This is a genomic window from Nonomuraea ceibae, from assembly GCF_019396325.1.
In the GTDB taxonomy this organism is placed as follows: domain Bacteria; phylum Actinomycetota; class Actinomycetes; order Streptosporangiales; family Streptosporangiaceae; genus Nonomuraea; species Nonomuraea ceibae.
In genome coordinates this window covers 44,870-59,959 of the sequence record NZ_JAHKRO010000055.1, presented here as the reverse complement: position 1 = coordinate 59,959, position 15,090 = coordinate 44,870, and the positions used below count along the sequence as shown (strand labels likewise).

At 71.9% G+C, this 15,090-nt stretch carries 12 protein-coding genes; 6 read left to right on the top strand and 6 right to left on the bottom strand.

Features of this window, described 5'->3' with window-relative positions:
• The 3 genes from KME80_RS29000 to KME80_RS28990 all read left to right on the top strand — a co-directional run.
• The coding region (locus KME80_RS29000) for a GlnX family signal transduction membrane protein (RefSeq protein WP_219509552.1) at positions 1–1,344 on the top strand (1,344 nt) is incomplete at its 5' end.
• Complete coding sequence (locus tag KME80_RS28995; RefSeq protein WP_219509551.1) at positions 1,341–2,156, top strand: transporter substrate-binding domain-containing protein; 816 nt, start codon at positions 1,341–1,343, stop codon at positions 2,154–2,156. The genes KME80_RS29000 and KME80_RS28995, both read left to right, overlap by 4 nt.
• A gap of 95 nt (positions 2,157–2,251) precedes the next feature.
• Entirely contained in the window at positions 2,252–2,566 is a 315-nt protein-coding gene (locus KME80_RS28990) for an alpha-amylase inhibitor (RefSeq protein WP_219509550.1), read from the top strand.
• A 51-nt stretch (positions 2,567–2,617) separates the two neighbouring features.
• On the opposite strand, the gene rpoD is transcribed toward KME80_RS28990, so the two are convergent.
• Both rpoD and dnaG read right to left on the bottom strand, forming a co-directional pair.
• Positions 2,618–3,721, bottom strand: a complete 1,104-nt coding sequence (rpoD, locus tag KME80_RS28985; RefSeq protein WP_308125969.1) for an RNA polymerase sigma factor RpoD — start codon at positions 3,719–3,721, stop codon at positions 2,618–2,620.
• Between the two features lie 297 nt (positions 3,722–4,018).
• Positions 4,019–5,860, bottom strand: a complete 1,842-nt coding sequence (gene dnaG, locus KME80_RS28980) for a DNA primase (RefSeq protein WP_219509548.1) — start codon at positions 5,858–5,860, stop codon at positions 4,019–4,021.
• A 217-nt stretch (positions 5,861–6,077) separates the two neighbouring features.
• Here dnaG and KME80_RS28975 point away from each other — a divergent pair, with 217 nt between their 5' ends.
• The gene (locus KME80_RS28975) at positions 6,078–6,956 is read left to right on the top strand and encodes a M23 family metallopeptidase (RefSeq protein WP_219509547.1); all 879 of its coding nucleotides are present in this window, start codon (positions 6,078–6,080) and stop codon (positions 6,954–6,956) included.
• A gap of 6 nt (positions 6,957–6,962) precedes the next feature.
• Here KME80_RS28975 and KME80_RS28970 read toward each other — a convergent pair whose 3' ends face one another.
• Positions 6,963–8,183, bottom strand: a complete 1,221-nt coding sequence (locus KME80_RS28970) for a deoxyguanosinetriphosphate triphosphohydrolase (RefSeq protein ID WP_219509546.1) — start codon at positions 8,181–8,183, stop codon at positions 6,963–6,965.
• Between the two features lie 82 nt (positions 8,184–8,265).
• Here KME80_RS28970 and KME80_RS28965 point away from each other — a divergent pair, with 82 nt between their 5' ends.
• The gene (locus KME80_RS28965; RefSeq protein ID WP_219509545.1) at positions 8,266–9,771 is read left to right on the top strand and encodes a M48 family metallopeptidase; all 1,506 of its coding nucleotides are present in this window, start codon (positions 8,266–8,268) and stop codon (positions 9,769–9,771) included.
• Between the two features lie 7 nt (positions 9,772–9,778).
• Here the strand turns inward: KME80_RS28965 and ppdK are convergent, their stop codons facing one another.
• Positions 9,779–12,427 (bottom strand): pyruvate, phosphate dikinase, encoded by a 2,649-nt coding sequence (gene ppdK, locus KME80_RS28960; RefSeq protein ID WP_219509544.1) that lies wholly within the window; start codon positions 12,425–12,427, stop codon positions 9,779–9,781.
• A gap of 407 nt (positions 12,428–12,834) precedes the next feature.
• Between ppdK and KME80_RS28955 the strand changes: the two genes are divergently transcribed.
• Positions 12,835–13,155, top strand: a complete 321-nt coding sequence (locus KME80_RS28955) for a hypothetical protein (protein WP_219509543.1) — start codon at positions 12,835–12,837, stop codon at positions 13,153–13,155.
• On the opposite strand, the gene KME80_RS28950 is transcribed toward KME80_RS28955, so the two are convergent.
• The gene (locus tag KME80_RS28950) at positions 13,148–14,425 is read right to left on the bottom strand and encodes a sensor histidine kinase (protein ID WP_219509542.1); all 1,278 of its coding nucleotides are present in this window, start codon (positions 14,423–14,425) and stop codon (positions 13,148–13,150) included. The genes KME80_RS28955 and KME80_RS28950 overlap by 8 nt on opposite strands.
• Positions 14,422–15,084, bottom strand: coding sequence for a response regulator transcription factor (locus KME80_RS28945; protein ID WP_219509541.1), 663 nt, complete (start codon positions 15,082–15,084; stop codon positions 14,422–14,424). The genes KME80_RS28950 and KME80_RS28945 overlap by 4 nt, the downstream gene beginning before the upstream one ends.
• Between the last annotated feature and the right edge of the window lie 6 nt (positions 15,085–15,090).

Below are 15,090 nucleotides of genomic sequence, written 5' to 3'. Positions count from 1 at the left end.
CGGCAGGCCGCGCCCGCGCCCGCGCGGCGCGGCGTGCCCGGCCGGATCCGGCTCCTGACCGGCGTCGCGGCCGCGGCGCTGGCGCTGCTGTTCGGCGCGATCGCGGCGGGCGGCGCGACCGCCGGCGAGGGCCTGCGGGTGATCGGCCGCGACGCCGGTCCCCAGGTCGTCGCCACCGCCGGGCTCTACTTCGGGCTGAGCGACATGGACGCGCAGATCGCCGACATGCTCGTGATGGGCAGCGGCGACGACGCCCGCCGCCAGGCCGCCATCAAGCGGTACGAGCAGCAGCGCACGATGGCGAACCAGGCGCTGCTGAAGGCGTTCGAGCTGGCCGGGGACGACCCGGCCGAACGGCGCACGATCGAGTCGGTGCTCGACGGGCTGGCCCGCTACGAGCGGCTGGCCGCGCGGGCGCTGCTGCTCGACGAGCAGTCCGGGCACGCCGCCGGCCCGCCGCCGTCCGGGGTGGTGGCCGTCTACCGGGAGGCCACGGACCTGATGCGCCAGGTGCTGCTCCCGCAGGCGTACAACCTGACGCTGGAGAGCGGCACGATCGTGCGGCGCACCTACGACGAGACGGCGGTGACGCTGCCGCTCCTGCGGGTGGCGGTGGTGGCGGCCGGGCTGCTGGCCATCGGCTGCCTGGCGTGGCTGCAGGTCTTCCTGGCGCGGCGGTTCCGCCGGATCCTCGGCCCGGCGCTGCTGGCCGCCACCGTGGTGACGCTGGCGGCGACGGTGGCCGGGGCGTCGGCGCTCCAGCAGGACGCCGACCACCTGCGCACGGCCAAGGAGGAGGGCTTCGACTCGATCGTCACGCTCGCCAAGGCCCGCGCGATCGGCAACAGCATGCAGGGCGACCAGAGCCGGTTCCTGCTCGACGAGGAGCGGGCCGACACCTACGAGCACACCTACCTGGACAAGGCGCAGCGGCTGCTCTATCTCGAAGCGGGCAACCTGGGCGGCTACCACGCGGCCGTCGCCGGGCGCGACGAGGACTACCGGGGCATGCTGGGCCGCCAGCTCGGCGGCGACCGGGGCCGGGCCGCGCTCGACGCCTGGGCCAGGTTCCAGCGGACGGACGCGACCCTGCGCGCGATGGCGAGCGGGGACCGGCCCGGCGCGGCCGTCGCCTCCCGCCTCGGCTCGGTGCGCGACGCGTTCGACGCCTACGACAAGGAGCTGGTGACGCTCGCGGCCCGGCACCAGGCGGTCTTCGAGCGGGCGGTCGGCGCGGGCCAGTCCGCGCTGGACAACCTGTGGCGGCTGCTCCCGTTCGCGATCGGCGGCATCGGCGTGCTGCTCGTCGCCGGGGTGTGGCCACGTCTGAAGGAGTACCGATGAAGCGGCTGCTGCCCGCGGTCATGGCCGTGATCGCGATGCTCGCCGCCTCGTGCGGCCTGGCCGGTGACGGCGCGGAGAGCGTCCTGGACAAGGACCGGCTGGTCATCGGCGTGCGCCCCGACCTGCCGCTGGTGGGCTTCCGCAAGGCCGACGGCTCGTTCGAGGGGTTCGACGTCGAGGTGGCCCGCTACATCGCCGGGAAGCTCGGCAAGGAGGCCGAGCTCATCGGCGTGCTGGCCGACGACCGGGACGACGTGCTGGTCGACGGCAAGGCCGACCTGGTCGTGGCCACGTTCACGATCAGCCAGGACCGCAAGGACACCGTGCTGTTCGCGGGCCCGTACCACATCTCCTACCAGGACATCCTGGTGCGGCCGGACGAGAACGGCATCCGCAACGTGCGCGACCTCCGGGGCCGGCGCATCTGCGAGGTGACGGGCTCCAACGCGGCGCGGCGCGTGGTGGAGGAGCGCAAGGTGGCGGCGCGGGTGCTGCCGTTCAAGGACTACGCGGCCTGCATGACGGCGCTGAAGGGCCGCCAGGTCGACGCCATCACCACCAACGACGTCATCCTCGCGGGCCTGGCCAAGCAGGGCGGCGGCGGGCTGCGCCTGGTCGGCACCCAGTTCAACGAGCAGCGCACCGGGGTCGGGCTGCGCAAGGGCGACGTGGCCGGCTGCGAGGAGGTCAACCGGGCGATCATCGACATGTACCAGGACGGGACCGCCGCGCGGCTGCTGGAGAAGTGGTTCGGGGGCACCGGGCTGGTCGTCGACCGGGTCGCCGTGCCGCAGTTCGAGGGGTGCTCGTAGAACGTTGGTGCTCCAGCCGGGCGTCTCCGCGAGATCGGTCACCATGAGTGGGCAATCTGTAGCGGAGAGTCGTCCCCGGAAAGGAACACCGCTTCATGCACCTGTTCACCCGAACCTCCCTCACCGCCGCCGCGCTCGTCTGCGGCTCCCTGGCCCCGGCCGTCCTCGCGGCCGCGCCGGCCCTGGCCGCGCCGGCGGGCAACGCGCCCGAGTGCGTGGCCGTCTGGGAGACCACCGGCCGCGTCACCAAGACCGGCTACGCGCGCAACGACTGCGACAGGCGGCTGCGCCTGAAGATCGTCTGGGCGCGTGGCACCGACGGCTCCTGCTACACCGTCGACCCCGGTCAGACGATCTCGTCCCAGGTGCCGCGCGGCATCCGGACCTTCGACGGCGCCAACAGCTGCTGACATGCCTCGGGCCGGCGCCCCGCGGGACGCCGGCCCGAGCGGCCTCACCTGTCAGTCGAGGTAGTCGCGCAGCATCTGCGCCCTGGTCGGGTGGCGGAGCTTGGCGAGGGTCTTCGACTCGATCTGCCGGATGCGCTCCCGCGTGACGCCGAACTCCCTGCCCACCTCCTCCAGCGTGCGGGGATGCCCGTCGGCCAGGCCGAAGCGGAGCTGGATGATGCGCTGCTCGCGGTCGGACAGCGTCGCCAGGATGTCGTCGAGCTGGTCCTGCAGCATGATGAAGGCCGCGGCCTCCATCGGCACCACCGCGTCGGAGTCCTCGATGAAGTCGCCGAGGTCGGAGTCCTCCTCACCGATGGGAGACTGCAGCGACACCGGCTCCTGGGCGATCCGCTGGATCTCCACGACCCGGTCGACCGGCAGGTCCATCTCCGCGGCGATCTCCTCGGGCGCCGGCTCGCGGCCGAGGTCCTGATGGAGCTGGCGCTGCACCCTGACGAGCTTGTTGATGGTCTCCACCATGTGCACGGGAATGCGGATGGTCCGCGCCTGGTCGGCGATCGCCCGGGTGATCGCCTGGCGAATCCACCAGGTGGCGTAGGTGGAGAACTTGTAGCCCTTGGTGTAGTCGAACTTCTCCACGGCGCGGATCAGGCCGAGATTGCCCTCCTGGATGAGGTCCAGGAAGAGCATGCCGCGCCCGACATACCTTTTCGCTATCGACACCACGAGCCGCAGGTTCGCCTCGATGAGGCGCTGCTTGGCCCGGGTGCCCTGCCAGACGAGCTCCCTGAATTCCGGGAAGGCCAGACGCGAGACCCCGTTGCCGAGCTTGTCCTCGGCGAACAGGCCGGCTTCGATCGACTTGGCGAGCTCCACCTCCTCTTCGGCCGTCAGCAGGGGCACGCGGCCGATCTCCCGCAGGTAGATGCGGACCAGATCGCTGGTCGGCGCGCGCTTGCCTACGTCTTCCTCATCGGCGCGGGGGGTCTCCTCGTCGCCCTGGGGCTCGAGGACCTCCACACCGTTCTCGGCGAGCATCCGCACGACGCGTTCCAGCGCGTCGGACGGGAGCTCGGATCGGTCGAGCGCGGCTGCGACGTCATCGACGGTTACGCTTCCGCGCTCCCTTCCCTTCGCGACGAGGTCCGCCACCTGGTCTACGGATGGCGGTCCACTTGACAGCACCGATGCACCCACGGGAGACAGTCTGCAGTATTGGTTCCATAAAATGGCAGACCCATTTTTGGCACTGAAGGTAAGGCCGTCACCCTTACGGAATTGAGATCCCTTCAATGTTTAGCCGGAGTTTGATCAGGAAAGTAAAGCCAATTACGCGTTACGGATTGCGTGCCCGGTGTCCCCCCAGGCCGGGCACCGTGGTCTGCCTGCCCGGACACCTCCGGGCGATTCCCACTCAACCACCCGGATTTACCGTGGTAAAAGGATCTTTCAACTTCCGGCGGCGCGATCACGCAGGACGCGGCGCTGCTGCTCCAAGGCGACCAGCTCGCCGAACAGCCGGTTGTACTCCTGCTGCTCGTCGACCGGATTGAGCCGCTGGATGCGCGACTTCACCTGAGCGATGGCGCGGTCGACCGCGGTGGCCTCGATGGCGGCCAGCATGGCGGCGGCGTAGCGCTCCTCGGCGTGGGAGTCGGCCTGGATCGCCTCCACCGCGAACCGGGTGACCAGCGCGCGGGCGCCCTCGGCGTGGGCGTGCTCCACCAGCCGGTCGACCCACGCGCGCCCGCCGGGCCCGGCCGCGGCCAGCCCGCCCGCCGCCACGATGACCTGGTGCAGCGCCAGGTGGTCGGGAGCGGTGAACGCCTGCTGGTCGAGCGCGTCGAAACGCGGCCCCAGCAGCGCGGGCCGCTGCACCGCCAGCTTGAGCAGCTCGGCCTCCACCCGCACGTGCGGGTCGACGGGCGCGGGCCTGGGGGCGCGCTGGGGGCGGCCCTGCTGCGTCTGGGCGGCGTCGGCGATGCGCTGGATGACGAACCGCTCGTCCATGAAGCCCAGCCACCGGTCGAGGTCGATCGCGTAGCGCTTGCGCAGCCCGGCGTCCTTGATCCCGGCCACGATGGGCGCCGCCGCGTCGAGCGCCGCGATCTTGCCCTCGTTGCTGCGCAGGTCGTAGCGGGAGATCGTGCTGCGGATGGCGAACTGGAACAGCGGCTCGCGCCCGGCGATCAGGTCGCGCACCGCCGCGTCGCCCTGCTTGATCCGCAGGTCGCACGGGTCGAGCCCGTCAGCCTGGACCGCCACGTACGTCTGGGTGACGAACTTCTGGTCGTCGGCGAACGCGCGCAGCGCCGCCTTCTGGCCCGCCGCGTCGCCGTCGAAGGTGAACACCACCTCGCCGCGGAACTCGGCCTGGTCGAGCAGGAACCGGCGCAGGATCTTGATGTGCTCCTCGCCGAACGAGGTGCCGCAGGTCGCCACCGCCGTCGGCACCCCGGCCAGATGGCAGGCCATCACGTCGGTGTAGCCCTCGACGATGACCGCCTGGGCGCGCTTGGAGATCTCGCGCTTGGCCAGGTCGAGGCCGTAGAGCACCTGGCTCTTCTTGTAGAGCGGCGAATCGGGGGTGTTGAGGTATTTGGGGCCGTCGTCGGCGTCGATCAGCTTGCGCGCGCCGAACCCGATCACGTCGCCGGTGGCGTCGCGGATCGGCCAGATCAGCCGCCCCCGGAACCGGTCGATCGGGCCGCGCCTGCCCTGCTTGGCCAGGCCGCCCTTGACGATCTCGTCGGCGCTGAAGCCGCGCGCCATCAGGTGGCGGGCCAGCGCCTCCCACTCGTTGGGCGCGTAGCCCACGCCGAACAGCTCGGCGTCGGCCCGCTCGAAGCCCCGCTCGGACAGGAACCGCCGCCCGGCGGCCGCGTCGGGGCCGAACAGCTTGTCGGCGTAGAACTCGGCGGCGACCTTGTGCGCCTCGATCAGCCGCGCTCGCTCCCCGTGGTCGCGGCGCGGCACATAGCCGCCCTGCTCGTACTGCAACTGGATGCCGGCGCGCTGCGCCAGCCGCTCGACGGCCTCGCCGAACGACAGGTGCTCGATCTTCTCGACGAACGTGATCACGTCGCCGCCCTCGGAGCAGCCGAAGCAGAAGAACATCCCGCGCTCGGGGGTGACGTTGAACGACGGGCTCTTCTCGTCGTGGAAGGGGCACAGGCCCTTGAGATTGCCCCCGCCGGCGTTGCGCAACTGGATGTGCTCGCCGATCACGTCGGCGATGGGGGAACGCTCGCGTACGAGCGCGATGTCGACATCACGGATCCGGCCAGCCACGCGGTGAGTCTATTCGGCTCCCCCGACAGACTCTCACCGACGGGCGACCCCACAGCGGGCACCTCCGGATGAACCTCCGGATGAGGGGACGGCATCCGTCACACTCTTCCCTCCGAGGGCAGACAGCATCCGATAGCGGAAAAGCTGTTATGGGAACGCCCCCCGTCGGCTACAAAGGTAAAGGCTGGGGTCGGATACGGTGACGCGGGTGGAGATCATGCGGAGCACACGGTGGGTGGCGGCGACGGCTGCCCTGCTCGCGGTCGCCGCGTGCAGCCCGGCGACCGGCGTCGCCGGGGTCAGCGCGCGGACGCCGGCCTCGCCCGGCACGTCCGGCGCGCCGAGCTCGCCGGGCACGGGCGGCTCGGCGGCCGTGACCGCGACGATCCCGCCGCCGACGCCCGAGCGGCAGGCGTCGGTGCGCGCCCCCGAGGGCGACGACCCGGTACGGGTGCCGCCGCCCAAGCTGTCGAAGTACACCTACACGTTCCCGGTCAGGGGCTGCCGGGTGAGCTACCAGCGCAGGCTCCTGGTGCTGCCCAAGACGACGATCTGGGCGGCCGAGGGGTGCGCGTTCGTGGCGCCGGTCGGCGGCGTCGTGGACGAGGTCAACACGCGCAACCGCTGGCTGCCGTCCACCGACGCGGGCGCGCACCGGGAGGGCCGCTTCGTCACGATCATCGGCGACGACGGCGTCCGCTACCTGGGCGGCCATCTCGACAGCGTCGCCGACGGGATCAGGCCGGGCGTCCGCGTCTCCGGCGGCCAGGTGCTGGGCACGGTGGGCAACTCGGGCAACGCCCGCACCACCGGGCCGAACCTCTACTTCGCGATCTCCTGGAAGACCGGGCCGTCGCTGTGGTGGGTGCGCCGGGGCATGGTCGAGCCGTGGGACTACCTGGACGCCTGGCTGTCGGGCAACCGCACGCTGTCGCCCCGGCAGGAGACGCTGGCGATGCGCGCCAGGCTGGGCGAGTCGCCGCGATGCACGGTCCTGTGTACGTCGAAGAAAACGCCGAAGACCACGAAGTCGCCCAAGCCGGACGACGACCCGTTCACGCTCAACCCGACGGGCAACCCGGCCACCATGCAGTGACGCGGGTCAGCGGCTGAGCCGCCGGTGCCAGCCGACGGCGGAGGTGTCGGTGAGCGAGGCGATCTGGTCGATGACGACCCTGACGCGGGCCTTGTCGTCGGGCGCCGCCAGGAAGGCGGGCCGGAAGGCGGGCTCCAGCGTGCCGGGGGCGCCTAGCGTGATCAGCGAGGCCAGCTCGGTGATCAGGTCGCGCTGCCTGGCCTGGGTGGCGTGGTGGTCGTCGGTGGTCATCACGTAGTGGGCGGTGATGCCCTTGAGCAGGGCGCACTCCAGCCGGGTGGTCTCCGGGACGAGCAGGTCGGCCCGGTGGCGGGGCCCGTACGCGCCGATGGTGGCGCTCTGCGCGGCGCGGCAGAAGCGGCCGATGAGGCCGCTGGTGAGGGCCTTGAGCCCGGCCAGGTCGGCGAACGTGGCCGCGAACCGGCGCGGCCACAGCGGCTCGGCCACCAGGGCGGCGAAGACCTCCTCCAGCTCGCCGAGGTCGGCGCCGGGCGCGTACCAGGTGCGGGTGATCTCGCACACCTGCCTGCGCTCGGCGGGCGAGCGGAGCGCCTCGGGGGTGACGTGGCCGGAGTGCAGCGCGTCCTCCAGGTCGTGCACCGAGTAGGCGACGTCGTCGGCCCAGTCCATGATCTGGGCCTCGAAGCTGACGCGGCCCTCGGGGGCGCCTTCCCTGATCCAGCGGAAGACGGGCAGGTCGTCGTCGTAGACGCCGAACTTGGCCGACCGGTCGCGGGTCCACGGGTATTTGACGGAGGCGTCGAGGGCGGCCCTGGTCAGGTTGAGCCCGGCGCTGGTGCCGTCGGCGGCGATCACCTTGGGCTCCAGGCGGGTGAGCAGGCGCAGGCTCTGCGCGTTGCCCTCGAACCCGCCGCAGCCCTCGGCCAGGGCGTTGAGCGCGACCTCGCCGTTGTGGCCGAACGGCGGGTGGCCCAGGTCGTGCGCGAGGCAGGCGGTCTCGACCAGGTCGGGGTCGACGCCGAGGGTGGCGCCCATCTCCCTGCCGACCTGGCCGCACTCCAGCGAGTGGGTCAGCCGGGTGCGCGGGACGTGCTGGCCGACGCCGAGCGTCTCGCCCGGCCCGACGACCTGGGTCTTGGCGGCCAGCCTGCGGAGCGCGGAGCTGTGCAGGATGCGGGCGCGGTCGCGCTCGAACGGGCTGCGCTCGGGGTTGCCGGGCGGCTCCGGGACCCATCGGGCCTGATCGTGCGTGTCGTAGGCGGCCATAAGTGCAGTGATTTTATCCAGATTCCGGACTCCGCTAGTGTCAAGCCTCGCGAGAACCCCCTTCCCCGGGAGCCCTCCCCTCATGACGACTGCGTTCCGGGCCGTGCTGGCCTTCACCCTGCTCGCCGGCTTCTACGTGCTGGTGGGCTCGGTCGTGACGGCGGCGCTGGTGTTCGACGTGCTGCTCGTCGTCGACTTCCACGCCAACGGGCTGCGCGCGGCGATCGTGCTGACGCTCGCCGCCGCCGCGCTCGTGCAGGCGCTGGTCATGGTAGGCCGGCGGCCGGGCGGTGAGGAGCCGGGCGTGGCGGTGTCGCGCGAGCACGAGCCGGTGCTGTGGCAGACGGTCGAGGACCTGGCGCGGCGGGTGCGCACCGCGCCGCCCGACGAGATCCGCCTGGTGCCGGAGGTGAACGCGGCCGTGGCGGAGGACACCCGCTTCCTCGGCCTGGTGGCGACGCGGCGGCGCATGTACGTCGGGCTGCCGCTGCTGCAGACGCTGACGGTCGACGAGATGCGCGCGGTGCTCGGGCACGAGCTGGGCCACTACAGCGGCTCCCACACCCGGCTGGGCGCGCCGGTCTACCGGGGGCGCGTCTCGCTCATCGCGACCGTGGGGCACCTGGGCCGCCATCCGATCATCCAGAAGGTGTTCGCCGCCTACGCCAAGCTCTACCTGCGCATCTCCCAGGCGGTCTCGCGCCGGCAGGAGCTGGAGGCCGACCAGCACGCGGTCGCGATCGGCGGCCGGCAGGCGATGGCGCAGGCGCTGCGCAAGATCCACCACACGGCGATCGCGTGGGACCTCTACACCGAGGGCTACCTGGCGCTGACGGGGGCGGGCGGGTGCCGGCCCGCGGCGGTGTTCGGCGGCTTCTACTCGCTGCTGAACGATCCGGCCAGGCAGGCCGAGCTGACGCGGCTGGGCGAGCGGCCTCAGGAGACGTCCCCGTACGACTCCCATCCGAGCCTGGCCGAGCGGCTGGCGGCGATCGAGCTGCTGCCGGAGCCCGAGCACGTGCCGGACCCGCGTTCGGCGCTGACGCTGCTGCGCGACGCCAACGTGGCCGCGCACGCCGTCGAGGAGTCGATGTGGACGCCGAAGGCGCTGGCGGAGCTGCGGCCGGCGTCGTGGGACGAGCTCGTCGCCGAGGGCATGTACGCGGTCCGCAACGCGGGCGCGCTGCACGACCTGGCGACGGCCGGCGGGCAGGTCATGGGGGCGAACCGGCCCTACCTGGACGCGGCGTTCGAGGCGATCGCGCGGGGCCGCCAGGCCGAGCTGGAGGAGCGGCTGCGCGCCTCCGGCTGGGAGTCCGAGGGGCCGGTGCTGGCCACCGTGCTGCGGCTGGCCCTGGAGGCGGTGCTCATCCAGCACGGCCAGGCTCGCTGGTCGCTGTCGTGGGCGGGCCCCGCCCGGCTCCTCTACGACGACGGCGAGGAGGCGGCGCTGGCCGAGTACGCGGCCCAGGTCGCCGCCAGCCCGGCCGCCGTCGCCGGGCTGCGCGCCTGGCTGGGCGACCAGGGCGTGCCCCACGACTACGTGCCGCCGGGCGCCGAGCAGCCGGCGCCCGTGGCGGCGGTATGAGGGCCCGCTAGCGCGAGTCGGAGTCGCTGCCGCTCAGCGCCGCGCGGCCCGCCTCCAGGCGGGCCACCGGGATGCGGAACGGCGAGCAGGAGACGTAGTCGAGCCCGGTGTCGTGGCAGAAGTGCACCGAGTCCGGGTCTCCCCCGTGCTCGCCGCAGATGCCGACCTTGAGCCCGGGCCGGGCCGCCCGCCCCTCCTGCACCGCCAGCGCCACCAGCCTGCCGACGCCGTCGCGGTCGAGCGTCTCGAACGGCGACACGCCGAAGATGCCCAGCTCCAGGTAGCGGGAGAAGAACGCGGCCTCCACGTCGTCGCGGGAGAACCCCCAGGTCATCTGGGTGAGGTCGTTGGTGCCGAAGGAGAAGAACTCGGCGGCCTCGGCCACCTGCCCGGCGGTGAGCGCGGCCCTCGGGGTCTCGACCATGGTGCCGATCAGGGCCTCCACGCCCGCCTCCGCGAGGATCGCTGCGGCCTCCTCACGGACGGCCTCCAGCTCCTGTACGGCGGCGACCAGCGGGATCATGATCTCCGGCCTGGCCCCCGGCACCTCGCGGGCCGCCTGGGCGATCGCCCGGACCTGCATGGCGAACAGCCCGGGGATGACCAGGCCGAGCCGTACGCCGCGCAGCCCGAGCATCGGGTTCTGCTCGTGCAGCCTCTTGACGGCGGCCAGCAGGGCGCGGTCCTTGTCCGTGGCCTGACCCGTGGCGTCCTTGACCGACAGCGCCACCATGTCGGGCAGGAACTCGTGCAGCGGCGGGTCGATGAGCCGGATCGTCACCGGCAGGCCGTCCATCGCCCGGAAGATCTCCGCGAAGTCGGCCTTCTGGAGCGGCTCCAGCGCGTCGAGCGCGGCCTTGCGCTCCTCGTCGCCGGAGGCGAGCACCAGGTCCTCCACGAGCTGCCTGCGCTCGCCCAGGAACATGTGCTCGGTGCGGCACAGCCCGACGCCCTCGGCGCCGAAGCGGCGGGCGCGGGCCGAGTCGTCCGGGGTGTCGGCGTTGGCCCGCACGCCGAGGCGGCGCACGGAGTCGGCGTGCCGCATGATCCGGTCGACGGCGCGGACGAGGTCGTCGTCGGACTGGTCCCCGCTGCCCGCCGAGCCCTCGAAGTACTCCACCACGGCCGAGTCGACGACGGGCACCTCGCCCAGGTAGACCTCGCCGCTGGTGCCGTCGATGGAGATCACGTCGCCCTCGGACACCACGACGCCGCCGGGGGCGGTGAAGCGGCGCTCGTCCACGGACACCTCCAGCTCCTCCGCGCCGCACACGCAGGTCTTGCCCATGCCGCGGGCCACCACGGCGGCGTGGGAGGTCTTGCCGCCGCGGCTGGTCAGGACGCCGCGGGCGGCGATCATGCCGGACAGGTCGTCGGGGTTGGTCTCGCGGCGGACCAGGATGACGTCCTCGCCCCGGGCGGCCAGCTCGACGGCGCGTTCGGAGGAGAAGACGGCCTGGCCGACGGCCGCGCCCGGCGAGGCGTTCATGCCTTTGGCGATCTTCTTCTTCTCGGCGCCGCCGTCGAAGCGCGGGAACATGAGCTGGGCGAGCTGGTCGCCGGTGACGCGGGTGACGGCCTCGTCCATCGTGATGAGGCCCTGGTCGACGAGCTGGGTGGCGATGCAGAACGCGGCGGCGGCGGTGCGCTTGCCGACCCGCGTCTGCAGCATCCACAGCTTGCCGCGCTCGATCGTGAACTCGATGTCGCACAGGTCCCGGTAGTGGTTCTCCAGCTTCTCCATGATCGCCAGCAGCTCGTCGTACGAGCGCTTGTCGAGGCGTTCGAGGTCCTGGAGCGGGATCGTGTTGCGGATGCCGGCGACCACGTCCTCGCCCTGGGCGTTCTGCAGGTAGTCGCCGTAGATGCCCTGTCTGCCGGTGCCCGGGTCGCGGGTGAACGCGACGCCCGTGCCGGAGTCGTCGCCGCAGTTGCCGAACACCATCGCCACGATGTTGACGGCGGTGCCGAGGTCGGCCGGGATGCGCTCCTGGCGGCGGTAGAGGATGGCGCGCGGCGCGTTCCAGGAGTCGAAGACGGCCATGACGGCCAGCCGCATCTGCTCGCGCGGGTCGGCCGGGAAGTCGCGGCCGGTCCGCTCGCGCACGATGCCCTTGTACGTCTCCACCAGGCCCTGGAGCTCGCCCGCGTTCAGGTCGGTGTCCTGGCGGTCGCCCTTGAGCGCGTCGAGCGCGTCCTCGAACAGCTCGCCGTCGATGCCGAGCACGGTCTTGCCGAACATCTGGATGAGCCGCCGGTAGGAGTCCCAGGCGAAGCGCTCGTTGCCGCCCGACTGCTTGGCCAGGCCGTGCACGGACTCGTCGTTGAGCCCGATGTTGAGCACCGTCTCCATCATGCCGGGCATCGAGAACTTGGCCCCGGAGCGGACGCTCACCAGCAGCGGGTCGTCGGCCTGGCCGAGCTTGCGGCCCATGCCGGCCTCCAGCGCGCTCAGGTGCGCGGCGACCTCGTCCTCCAGGCCGTCGGGCAGGGCGCCCTCGGCGAGGTAGTGGCGGCACGCCTCCGAGGTGATCGTGAACCCCGGAGGGACGGGCAGCCCCAGGTTGGTCATCTCGGCGAGGTTGGCTCCCTTGCCGCCGAGGAGATCTTTGAGATTCCTGTTGCCCTCGGTGAAGTCGTAAACGTACTTGGCCACCACAGCTCCAATCAACGCTTCTGTCCGGGACTCTACCGGCGAAATAGATGATGAAACTGCACCCTTAGGATAAACCACTGTTTTGCCTGGTCAACACCGAAACAGAGGTCTAATCCACTCAATATTCAGCAAGCTTCGACAATTGGTTTATACCAATGGTTCAAACCAATTCCGAAGAGGTTTCCGCGTGCCCGAGCGGATTGGGGGGCGCGGAACCACGCCCTTTACAACCCGGCCTGACTGGAGCAGCGTGACTGTTCAGCCCCGTCCCCGCGATCCCACGGTGACCGGCGGCTGGGATCCTCGGCCCCGTGCTTTCCACGACACGCCGACTGACGGCCGCCGTCTGCCTGGCGGGAGCGGTCGCCTGCGCAGCTACGACCCCCCAGTCCGGGGAGCTCTTCCACATGACCGTGCTGCGTCCCGGCGACTGCATCGCCGAGATCTACGGCGACCTGACGGCGACGCTCGTGCCGTGCGGGCTGCCGCACGCCGCCGAGTTCTCTTCCATGTACGTGCTCCCCGAAGGCCCGTGGCCCGGCGAGACCGAGGCGATGCGCAAGTCCAGGGCCTGGTGCGCCGACAAGATGCGGGTCCTCCCGGACAAGCGGCACCTCGTGGAGGCCACCGCCGTACTCCCGCTGGAGCACGAGTGGCCGCGCCACCGCACCGCCTACTGCATCGCCGTGCCGCGCAAGGGCGAGCTGGTCGGGCGGGTGCTCAAATGAGCGGGTCCGCCTCCGGCGCCGGGCCCGGCGCGCCGTCCCGCGCCGGCAGCCACAGCACGAACGTCGACCCCCGGCCCACCTGCGAGAACACCGCCACCCTGCCGCCGTGCGACTCCACGATCTGCCGGACGATCGCCAGGCCCAGGCCGGTGTGGCGGTCCCTGCGGCTCGCCTCGCCGCGCCAGAACCGGTCGAACACCCGGGCCTGGTCGGCCGCCTCCAGCCCGGGCCCGTCGTCGCGCACCGCCACCCACAGCCACCCGCCGTCCGCCCCGGAGCCCCGCCGCTCCCTCCCGTGGCCGGCCTCCCGCCCCCGTGCCGACGGGGGCCCGGCGGAGGTGGAAAGGGTTTCGGCGGCCGTCCACGGGGCGCCCCAGCGGCCGGCGGCGACGCGGACCCGGCCGCCCGGCGGGGAGAGGCGCACCGCGTTGGACAGCAGGTTGGCCACCGCGCGCCGCAGCGCGTCCTGGTCGCCGGTCATCTCCAGCCCCGGCGTCAGCTCGCGGGTGATGGTGAGCGAGCGGGCCGAGGCCAGCGCCGCGTACTCCTCGCACGCCTCCCCCGCCACCCGCGCCAGGTCCAGGTCCGTGTCGGCGAAGGCGGTGCCCTGCCGCCTGGCGCTGGCCAGCAGGTCCTCCACCAGCCGCGTCATCCGGGTCGTCGCCCGGTCCACGACGGCGACCGCGCGGGCCCGCTCCTCGTCGCTGGCCTCCGGCGACAGCAGGACGGCGTCCACGTTCGCCCGGATGATCGTCAACGGGCTGCGCAGCTCGTGGGAGGCGTCGTCGATGAGCTGCCGCTGCGCCCGGAACGCCTCCTCCAGCCGGTCGAGCATGGTGTCGATGGTGTCGGCGAGGTCCTTCAGCTCGTCGTTCGGGCCGCCGAGCGTGATCCGCCGGGTCAGGTCGGTCGCCTGGATCTCCTCGGTCGTCCGGGTGATGGACCGGACCGGCCGCAGCACCCGCCCCGACAGCATCCAGCCGATGCCGAGACTGGCCAGGAACAGCGCGCCGAGCGTGTAGAGGGAGTAGTCGCGCAGCGTGTCCATCGTCCGCACGTTGATCGCGTTCTCCACCTCCTCCATGAGGACCACTTCCCGCTTGCCGATGTACTCGCCGTTGCGGAACGCCTTGGCGACCTCGGTCGCGTACCCCCGCTGCTCGGTCGTGCGCGAGACGGCGAGGTAGATGCCGCCGAGCACCAGCGCCGCCAGCAGGAACAGCAGCCCGGAGTAGAGCACGGTGAGCCGGAACCGGATGGTGTGGATCATGTGGGCTCCTTGAGCCGGTATCCCCGGCTGATCACCGTCTCGATGAGCCCGTCCGCCTGGAGCTTGCGGCGCAGGTTGCCGACGGTCACCCGCACGGTGTTGGTGAACGGGTCGGCGTGCTCGTCCCAGACGTGTTCGAGCAGTTCCTCGCTGGAGACGACGTGGCCGGGCCGCGTCATCAGGTAGTGCAGCACCCCGTACTCCTTGGGGGTGAGCGCCAGCGCCCGGCCGCCCAGCGACACCTCCATCCTCGCCGTGTCGATCCGCAGCAGCCCGACTTCGAGGACGGAGGTGCCGCCGGTGTCCCTGCGGAGCAGCGCCCGGACCCTGGCCAGCAGTTCGGGGAAGGCGAACGGCTTGACCAGGTAGTCGTCGGCGCCCTCGTCGAGCCCGCGCACGCGGTCGTCCAGCCGGTCGCGGGCGGTGACCATGATGATGCGCACGTCGTTGCCCGCCGCCCGCGCCGCCCGGCACAGCTGGAAGCCGTCGCCGCCGGGCAGGTTGAGGTCGAGCAGCACCAGGTCGTAGCCGTTCACCTGGAGCTTCTCCTGCGCCGCCGGGGCGTCGAAGGCGACGTCCACGGCGTATCCGGCCCGGACCAGGCCCACGCGCAGCGCGTCGACCAGGTCCTCCTCGTCCTCGACCACCAGCAATCGCATGCCTGG